The organism is Actinoallomurus sp. NPDC050550 (assembly GCF_040655075.1).
Lineage (GTDB): Bacteria > Actinomycetota > Actinomycetes > Streptosporangiales > Streptosporangiaceae > Actinoallomurus.
Genome location: NZ_JBFAJC010000015.1, coordinates 208,576 through 217,624 on the forward strand (window position 1 = coordinate 208,576; position 9,049 = coordinate 217,624).

Genomic DNA, 9,049 nt, shown 5'->3' on the forward strand with positions numbered 1-9,049 from the left:
TCCGCGGGGCCCCCGGGAGGAGTCGCCGGCCAACACCGGGCTGACTCCCTCCGCCTTGCGAGGCACTCGCCAGGACGTCGCTCCCTGATCCGGCGCCCATTCCGCGGGCTCTTACTCCTTCGGGGTGGCCCGCTCGACGATTTCGAACGACCAGAGCTCGGCGCCGCTCGCCGCCGGACCGCCGTGCCCGTGCCCGTGCCCGTGCCCGTGGCCCGCCTCGGCCGCTGCCTGAGCGTGTCCCTCCGCGAACGCCCGGCTCTCCGTCCAGCGCTGGAAGTCCTCTTCGCTTCGCCAGCGCGTGTAGACGAGGTAGCGGTCCGTGCCCTCGACCGGGCGCAGCAGTTCGAACCCCTCGAAGCCGTCGGCCTTCTCGACCAGCCCGGCGCGCCCGGCGAACCGGCGCTCAAGCTCTTCCTTCATCGGCTCCGGCACGGTCAGCACGTTGATCTTCACCACGCTCATGAGTAGATCCTCTCGCGGCGCGCTCGCCTGGCCTCACCGGGGGCGCCGTGGCGCGCCGCGTGTCGTCCCGTATGTCCTGCGGAGTGCGGATGCGAATGAAGGGGAACGTTCTAATGCACGTGCAAACGAACAATCAAAATGCGCGTGCAGATCGGTGGTATGTCGGGATTTCACCGAATATGAGGGCCGTGTCATGATCATAAAGAGCTGTTCGCTCTCGGCGATGAAACCGTTCGGAATCTAATTCTGTTCTCTAAGATGCTCCCAGGTAGGGGCGGGGTTCTGCGCTTCGTGCCCCTGTGAACGGACTTGTGAGGCGCGGGAAACTTTCGCGAGGTTGGAGAATCGGTGGCGGACGAAGGTCATTAAGCGCCACACTTCTCCACGTACGGCCAAGGTCGTCGCCGCAGAAAAGGCGACGGCCCCCTGCGGGAACAGGAGGCCGTCAGCAATCGCTACATCCCGACCCTCAAGGAGGTCAAGACACCCATGAGCCTACGTGCCTTCGGGCGAAGTGACCATAGGAACGACGGCATGGGCACAGGTGAATCCGCGGCCCCGCGCGGATCGCATCTCTCTGTCCGCACGGGCCTGATCGCGCTGTGCGCCGTCGTCATCGCCGTGCTGGCCGCCACGCTCACCTTCATCGGTGACCGCCGGCTCGCCTCGTCGGTGGTGGCGGGCGTGGTCGCCTTCGCCAGCGCCTTCATGTTCTTCGACAAGATCATCGGCGATTGAGAGGTCGCATGCCCCCCAAGCGACGTACGCCGAGCTCGCTCCGCTACGACCGCGACGCCGAGCTGCGGCTGATCGCCGAGGCCAGCCACTGGCTGGCCGACGCCAGCCGGACCAGGCGTCCTGAGGCGGTCCGGTCGATCACCGCGATGCTGGAACGGCAGCAACGGCTTGCCGCCTGCCGCGCCCTCGACCGGCCGCTCGACTCCTGACCCTCACCACATCGATGAGTGCCCGCGCGGAGTTCGACCGCGCGGGCACTCGTACGTTCCGAACCAACCGGGCCCGCCGATCGTCGGAACGGGTAGGCGAGGGAAGAAAGGGCGTCATGGCGACGGGTATGGCGGGTGAACGGGACGACAGGGACGTCCCCGCGCATCTGCGGGTGACCGACGAGATCCCGGTCGACACCCCATGGCGCCCGGAAGGCGTCCCTCCGGTGGACCGATCCCCGGAGGCAACGCCGTCCACGGACACCGACGCGTCCGCCGGGGCCGGGTCCGCCACGCCGGCGGACTCCTCGACCGAGGCCGAGGCGTACTCTCCTGCCGAGGCGGCATCAGTGACCGCGGACCGGCCGACGGTGACCGGGACATCGTCGCCGGCCGACACTCCCATCGAAGTGAGATCATCGGTGCCTGCGGAGCAGCCGGCCACGACCGGCGCATCGGCCGCCCAAAGGACCGAGACCGGGGCCTCAACAGCGGCCGATGCTCCGGGCCTGACCGGGGGATCGGCGCCAACCGGCGCGCTGACGCCGGCCGGAGCATCGACAATGGCCGGAGCATCGACAACGGCCGACGCGGCGACCGAGGCAGGAGCGCACATGGACGAGGCCGGGGCGTCGGCGGATCCACCTCCCGGGCCTTTCCCGGAGGCCGACTCGCCTTCGGCGGCCGGCGCGCCGGTGGAGGCGGGCGGGAGCCAGGCGGGTGCCAAGCGGGCCGTCCCGGCGACGGACGTGCAGGTGCACCCGATCATCCCGCCGCCGCGACCGTACGCCGCGCCGGTGACCGTGGAGGAGGGCATCCCCTTGCCGCCGGGTGGCCCGCACCGGCCGGTGGCACCCCCCGTGGCCGGGAGGAGACCGCTCGCCCGAGCGCTCTGGGTGGGCGTCATCCTCGCGGGCGCTGTTCTCATGGGTGTCGGATTCCTGCTGGTGTACGGCGGGTTCGCCGGTGGCGCCAAGCATCCCGCCCCGTGCGGGGGCAAGTCATGCGCGCCGCCGCCTGTCCGCAGTGCCGCCCCTCCTGGGGCGCAGATCGGGTACCGCACCGTCGAGCGCGACGCGGGCTACTTCGAGGGCACCGTCACGATCGCCAACCACGGGGACCAGCCGATGCGGTCCTGGACGCTGTCCTTCCGGTATCCAGGGGCCGAGATCCACAACACCTGGGACGCGGTCCTCCAGCGGCGGGGCGAGGACGCGATCCTCACCGGTACGGCGACGGCACGGCCCATCGCCCCCGGAGCGGCGCTCGAGGTCCGGTTCGGCGGCTCCGGCGCGCCGTCGATGCCGACCGACTGCCGGCTCAACGGAGCAACCTGCGCGTTCGTCGCCCGCTGAGCCGTCCGTTGGGCCGCTGAGCCGTCCGTTGGGCCGGCGCGGCGAGCCGGCTGCCGAGTTTCGCGGTGACCTGCGTTGGTCGGACGGAGACCGACGGCGAGGGCAGTGCCGGAGGTCGATAGCCTCGTAACGTGCGTATCGCGAGGTTCACCAAAGACGGCGGCCTGTCCTTCGGCGTGGTCGAGGACGACCAGACCATCGCCACCATCGCCGCCCACCCGTTCGGTGAGATCCAGCTCACCGGGGAGCGTCACCAACTGGCCGACGTGCGGTTGACGGCGCCGATCCTGCCGAGCAAGGTCGTCGCGATCGGCAAGAACTACGCCGAGCACGCCCGTGAGATGGGCGGCGAACCACCGGCCGAGCCGGTCGTCTTCATGAAGCCGTCCACGGCCGTGATCGGCCACCGCGAGACCATCGTCTACCCGAGCCTGTCCGAGCGCGTCGACTTCGAGGGCGAGCTGGCCGTCGTCATCGGCCGGCTGTGCCGCGACGTCCCGGCGTCCCGGGTCGCTGACGTCATCCTCGGCTACACCTGCGCCAACGACGTCACGGCGCGCGACCTTCAGCAGCGCGACGGGCAGTGGACGCGGGCCAAGGGCTTCGACACCTTCTGCCCGCTCGGCCCGTGGATCGAGACGGAGCTCGACCCGTCCGACCTGGCCATCACCACCACGGTGAACGGCGAGACCCGCCAGTCGTCCAGCACGAAGCAGCTCCTCCACGGCATCCCGGCGCTGATCGAGTACGTCAGCCAGGTCATGACCCTGCTGCCCGGCGACGTCATCCTCACCGGCACACCGGAGGGCGTCGGGCCGCTGCAGGTGGACGACGAGGTGGCCGTAATGATCGAGAACATCGGCACGCTCAGCAATACAGTGGTGTCCCGTGACTGACCCTTCTTCCCCGGAGCACGCCTCCGGCACCATCAGAGCCCGGTTCGCGCCGTCGCCCACCGGCATGTTCCACGTCGGGGGAGCGCGCTCGGCGCTGTTCAACTGGGTCTTCGCCAAGCAGGCGGGCGGTTCGCTGGTTCTGCGCATCGAGGACACCGACGCCTCGCGCAACCGCCCGGAGTGGACCGAGGGGATCATCCGCGCCCTCGCCTGGCTGGGCATCGACGAGAACGAGTACGAAGGGCCGTACTTCCAGTCGGCCAACGCCGACAAGCACCGCGAGGCCGTCGAGCGGCTGCGCGCCGCGGGCCGCGCGTACTTCTGCGACTGCACGCGCGACGACGTGATCGCGCGGACCGGTGATTCCCACCGCGGCTACGACGGCTTCTGCCGCGACCGCGGCCTGGAGCCGGGCCCCGGGCGCGCGCTGCGCTTCCGCACTCCGGACGAGGGCACGACGATCGTCGTCGACCTGATCCGCGGCAAGCCCGCGTTCGAGAACGCCACGATCGAGGACTTCGTCATCGCGCGGGCGGACGGCTCGGTGCTGTTCATGCTCGCCAACGTCGTCGACGACATGGTCCAGGGCATCACCCACGTCATCCGCGGCGACGAGCACCTGTCGAACACGCCGAAGCAGCAGCTGCTGTGGGAGGCCCTCGGCGCGCAGCCGCCCACGTGGGCGCACGTCCCGGTCATCGTGAACGAGAAGCGCCAGAAGCTGTCCAAGCGCCGGGACAAGGTCGCGCTGGAGGACTACCAGGCCGAGGGCTTCCTCGCCGAGGCCATGCGCAACTACCTCATGCTGCTGGGCTGGGCGCCCTCCGGCGACCGCGAGATCGTCCCGTGGAGCGTGGTCGAGGAGGAGTTCCGGCTGGACGACGTCAACAGCTCCCCGGCGTTCTTCGACGTCAAGAAGCTGCGCGCGTTCAACGGCGAGTACATCCGGGCGCTGCCGGTCGAGGACTTCACCGAGCGGTGCGCGCCCTGGCTGCGCGAGCCGCACACCCCGTGGTCGCCCGAGCAGTACGACCCGGAGGTGTTCGCGAAGCTCGCGCCGCTGGCGCAGACGCGCGTCGCGGTGCTCTCGGAGATCACGGCGATGGTCGACTTCGCGTTCCTCGACGAGCCGGTGATCGACGAGGCCTCCTGGAACAAGGCGATGAAGGAGCCCGCCGCGGACATCCTCCGGGGCGCGCTGGAGGCGTTCCAGGACGCGGAGTGGACGGCCGAAGAGCTCAAGGCACGGGCCGAGGAGATCGGCGCCCGGTACGGACTGAAACTCGGCAAGGCACAGGCCCCGATCCGCGTGGCCGTCACGGGCCGTACGGTCGGCCTGCCGCTCTTCGAGTCGCTGCAGATCATCGGCCGCGACCGTACGCTCGCCCGCGTCCGTACGGCACTCGACCGGCTGACGGCGGAGTAGCCCGGCACCGACGGGGCATGGCCGGTCTCGCACCGATGACCGTCCACGCCCGTCGGGGCGGCCGTTGCCATGAGCGCCGACACCGACCGCAACCGTCCTGGAATCGCCCGACGCGAGGACATTCCCTCTAGGCGCGTGCCGCCATGGAGCGCACCGCGAGGGCGATCAGCAGTGCCGGGACGATCAGATAGGCCGTACGCAGGCTGACCGTGTCGGAGAGCCGGGCGAGGAGGAACGGCGCGCCGCCGATCGCCAGACCGGAGGCCATGGCGGCCCGTGCCGCCGCCTTGTCCGGAGCGTGCGGCCACGCGGCCACCGTACGGCTCACGGTGGTCGGGTAGAGCAGTGCGACGCCCAGACCCGCCACGGCGAGCCCGACCCCGGACAGCGGCAGCGAGGGAGCCGCCCAGAACAGCGCGAAGCCGCCGCCCGCGACGGCGACGCAGGTCAGCATCAACGGCCGGTGCCCGTGCAGCCGGCGGCTGACCGGCACCGCGAAGGAGCGCCCCACGGCCATGCCGACCAGGAACAACGAGGCGACCGCCGGAGCCAGCCCCGCCGACGCGTGATGCCAGTCGCCGACCGCCGACGCGGCCCAGAACACCATGCAGAACTCCACGCTGACCGCGAGCAGCACCTCGATCCACGGCCCGATCAACGCCGCTCTCGAACCGATCGGCGTGTCGTCGTGCGGCTCGGCCGCATTGGGCATTGGAACGTGCCAGGAAAGGAGCGCGACGAGCGCGAGCAGCACCAGCGGCGCCGCCAGGTAACCGGCCCGCCAGCCGAGACCGCCTGCCAGCGCACCGGCCACCGCCAGCGGCGCCAGCACGGACGCCGCGCTCGCCAGCCCGTTCGCCTCGCCGACCGCGGCGGCCGGAGCGTGCGGGTGCAGCGCGCCCAGCAGCGCCGGGATCAGCTGAATGAGCAGCGCCCCGCCGATGCCGAGGAGCAGCACGCCGGCCAGCGTCAGGATCCGCACGGGCGTGGCCAGCAGCAGACCACCCGCGATCATCCCGCCGATCGATGCGCGCAGCGCCACCGCCCGCCCGATGCGGCCCACCAGAGGAGCGCCCACCAGACCGACGATGAGCAGCCCCACCGCGAAGAGCGTGGGATAGAAGGCCACCTGGCCCCGGCCGACCCCCAGATCCTTCTGCAGCGGCGCCAGCACCGCCCCAATGCCGTTGAGCAGGAACCCCATACAGCTCAGCACCGCGTACAGAACCCAAGTCGAGGTGCCACGCGTCAACCCGCCCGTTCGATCCACATCTGGGAGCGTAACCGCGCGGTACGCTCCGGAACAGAACGGGCATCCCACCCCCGCCGACCGCAGCGGGAGGCCGCGCCTCGGCGGATCTAGTTCGCGAGCACCCGCGAACGTCCGCTAAACTTTCCGAGGCGGTGGAGATCGGAAGATCCGCAGGCCAGTGGGGTATGGTGTAATCGGCAGCACGACTGATTCTGGTTCAGTTAGTCTAGGTTCGAGTCCTGGTACCCCAGCAAGTGCCTGACCTCGGCGGGAGTCTCACAGAGACCCCCGCTTTTTCATTCCTCAGGGCCGCTTGGGCGCGTATTCGGCACGATCAAGGGTCATGCCGCTGCCGACGCTAGTGTCATGCCGGGTGTAGGAGGGCCTAGAGCCCTCGCCAACGCCTCACCGGCCGGTTCGAGGCGAAGAGCGCGGAGCGAGACGGCCGAATCGGGGTCGCCAGGACGACGCCGGAATCGGCCCGTGAGGCCTGTCTGACGTACCTCAACGTGCGAGCGGCGATGGATCGCGTAGGCGCTGCCCTGCGAGGCGCCGGCCCCTACCCGCCGATGATGAGGTGCCGTGGACGACTGTGGCGGTCATACCGCCCCCTGTTCAGAGCCGAGCCTCTACCGCCGCGGCGAACTCCAGCGTCTGCCGGGCCCGGAAGCCGGTCCGGGTCATGAGGATGTCCGGCAGCGTCCGCACGATGAGCGCCGACCGCTGAGCGTCGATCGGCCGGATCTCCAGATGTCGCCCGAGCTTTTCAGTCGTCTTGGCCGTGGTCCGCCGGGTGACCGGCAGGAGTGCCGCCTGCTTCAGCAGGTCGCGGTCGGCGTTGAGCAGGGCGGCCGTCTCACGGTCGCCCTCGAAGAGGTTGCGAGCCGTGAAGTTGTTCCGATCCGACTCCGTCTCGTCGCCGAGCCGTACTGGGCCCGCCACCGGCTTCCGGAGCGGGGCCGCGAGCGCGAAGCTGGTCGCGTACACACCCCGTGCGATGTTCGTGGACATGTTGATGGCGAACAGCTGCACCTCGAGTGGCCTGGGTTCGCTGACCTTGACATAGCCGAATCGCACGTCGGCCAGCTTCAGCATGCCCCCGGTGACCACTTGCACCATGCCGGACCGATTGGCGACCACCGCGGTCCTGGGCAGCAGACTCCCCTCGGGAACTCCGCCGGTCTCAAGGTCCAGCACTTGCATGGGCGGAACACTGTCCACCCCCAGATCTTTGGCAAGCCAGCTCTCGTACTTGCGCATCTGTTTTTCGATCTTGCGGTCCATGACGGCTGATCGTAGTTAAATCCCCGGTGGCCAGGGGCTACGGGCCACCGCCGTCCGCAATTGGTCAGCGCTCCTGAAACGCGATTCGCCGTGATCGTTTCTGGAGCACGGTCTGCCAGTGCCGCGCGCAGAGATCACCGCCGAGATCAGTAAGTAGGCGAGCCACTGGTAGGGGCCAGGCGCTGGTAGCACTCCTGCCGGAACGCCGACAGCTCCCCGGGCTCACCTATAGTCGCTAAGGTTCTCGTTGATCACGTTAGCCATTGTCGGTGTCCTGGTCCTGGTCCTGGTCCGCCGGCGGCTGCGGATTTGGTTCTATGCCAGGCGGGCACGGGGGGACATCGCAGCTGGGTAGGAAGGCTACCGACGCCGCGGGCGCGGATGATGTGGACGAGAGGTGACCGATCGCGCCGGCTGCACCGGCGCCGGCCGCGAGGATGGGTGCTACGAACACAGCGGCGATCACCGGCCGCATTCCGGCCTTCTTCGTAAACATGATGACGTCCCCCTCCGGCGATCGAACATTGATCTCGGGCGCAAGTAGCCAAGACCTCTTGCGACCAGACCTCGCGCATGCATGTGCCGGACGGGCGAGCAGGCGGTCGAGATGTCACGGCAAGAGGTGGCTCTTGCCAGCCCGCCTTACTTGCAACGTAACGCGACCTCTCGGCAGGGTCAACGACCGCCAAGATCGCAGAGGAAGCGGATCAGCGGCGACCCCCCGGGCGCTCGGACAGTCGAGCATGGCGTAACCCGAAGAAAGGAATCGAGGCTATGGCTATCACCACGCTCGACCCCAACACCGCTCTGGTCGTAATCGACCTGCAGAAAGGCATTGCCCACATGCCCTCCGCCCCCTACTCCACCGCCGAGGTTGTGGCCCGCACGGTGGAACTGGCGGACGGATTTCGCGCCAAGGGCAACGTCGTTGTGCTGGTGCGGGCGTCCGGCACCGCCGACAGGGCCGACGCCACGCCGGGTCGTACCGATGAACCTCGTTGGTCTGCTGCCTTGCCGGAGGGCCGGGACGCGGTCGTCGACGAGTTGGCGGGGCATCCCGAGGACGTCGTGGTGACCAAGCGACTTAGTCCCCAGTTGGACACTCACGCCCCGTCTCCAGATATGGAGTCGGGGCGTTCTCGGGGGTGTTTTCAGGCGGCAAGGCGTCTCTCTTGGCTCTGGTCATCAGGCGGCGAAGTCACTCCATATAGCACGATTGCGGTGGGCGATCATCAGCTAAGGGAGTTATGATCCGGCTTCCGGGATGGCGTCCCGCTTGGGCCTCGATTTGAGCTCGGTCATATCGTCAAACCCTCGGCCACCTGCAAAAATATGGCGTCGCCCGAGGGTGAAATGCGTTACTTGACGCGGAGTCGAAAAGGGTTCGATAAGGGGATCGGCAGAGAAGTTCGGCGGACTCCGCGTGT

Annotated in this window: 9 protein-coding genes and 1 tRNA gene; 7 read left to right on the plus strand and 3 right to left on the minus strand. The window is 69.0% G+C overall.

Annotation, left to right across the window (positions count from 1 at the left end; genetic code table 11):
• Positions 1-111 precede the first annotated feature (111 nt).
• Positions 112-462, minus strand: a complete 351-nt coding sequence (locus AB0I04_RS22535; protein WP_360887413.1) for an antibiotic biosynthesis monooxygenase — start codon at positions 460-462, stop codon at positions 112-114.
• 534 nt (positions 463-996) lie between these two features.
• Here AB0I04_RS22535 and AB0I04_RS22540 point away from each other — a divergent pair.
• The 5 genes from AB0I04_RS22540 (at position 997) to gltX (ending at position 5,086) form a co-directional block, all read left to right on the plus strand.
• Entirely contained in the window at positions 997-1,200 is a 204-nt protein-coding gene (locus AB0I04_RS22540) for a hypothetical protein (protein ID WP_360887416.1), read from the plus strand.
• Positions 1,201-1,208: 8 nt separating this feature from the next.
• Entirely contained in the window at positions 1,209-1,409 is a 201-nt protein-coding gene (locus AB0I04_RS22545; protein ID WP_360887418.1) for a hypothetical protein, read from the plus strand.
• A gap of 614 nt (positions 1,410-2,023) precedes the next feature.
• Positions 2,024-2,764, plus strand: coding sequence for a cellulose binding domain-containing protein (locus AB0I04_RS22550; protein ID WP_360887420.1), 741 nt, complete (start codon positions 2,024-2,026; stop codon positions 2,762-2,764).
• A 131-nt stretch (positions 2,765-2,895) separates the two neighbouring features.
• On the plus strand, positions 2,896-3,660 hold the full coding sequence (locus tag AB0I04_RS22555) for a fumarylacetoacetate hydrolase family protein (RefSeq protein WP_360887423.1): 765 nt from the start codon (positions 2,896-2,898) through the stop codon (positions 3,658-3,660).
• A 31-nt stretch (positions 3,661-3,691) separates the two neighbouring features.
• Positions 3,692-5,086, plus strand: coding sequence for a glutamate--tRNA ligase (gene gltX, locus AB0I04_RS22560; RefSeq protein WP_360887451.1), 1,395 nt, complete (start codon positions 3,692-3,694; stop codon positions 5,084-5,086).
• A 127-nt stretch (positions 5,087-5,213) separates the two neighbouring features.
• Here the strand turns inward: gltX and AB0I04_RS22565 are convergent, their stop codons facing one another.
• Positions 5,214-6,356, minus strand: a complete 1,143-nt coding sequence (locus AB0I04_RS22565) for an MFS transporter (protein ID WP_360887426.1) — start codon at positions 6,354-6,356, stop codon at positions 5,214-5,216.
• Between the two features lie 161 nt (positions 6,357-6,517).
• Here AB0I04_RS22565 and AB0I04_RS22570 point away from each other — a divergent pair.
• Positions 6,518-6,589, plus strand: a tRNA-Gln gene (locus tag AB0I04_RS22570).
• Positions 6,590-6,953: 364 nt separating this feature from the next.
• Here the strand turns inward: AB0I04_RS22570 and AB0I04_RS22575 are convergent.
• Positions 6,954-7,622: a hypothetical protein gene (locus AB0I04_RS22575; RefSeq protein ID WP_360887429.1), complete on the minus strand. Its 669-nt coding sequence runs from the start codon at positions 7,620-7,622 to the stop codon at positions 6,954-6,956.
• 774 nt (positions 7,623-8,396) lie between these two features.
• Between AB0I04_RS22575 and AB0I04_RS22580 the strand changes: the two genes are divergently transcribed.
• Positions 8,397-8,873 carry an isochorismatase family protein gene (locus AB0I04_RS22580; RefSeq protein ID WP_360887432.1) on the plus strand — a complete coding sequence of 159 codons (477 nt, stop codon included), beginning with the start codon at positions 8,397-8,399 and terminating at the stop codon, positions 8,871-8,873.
• Positions 8,874-9,049 lie beyond the last annotated feature (176 nt).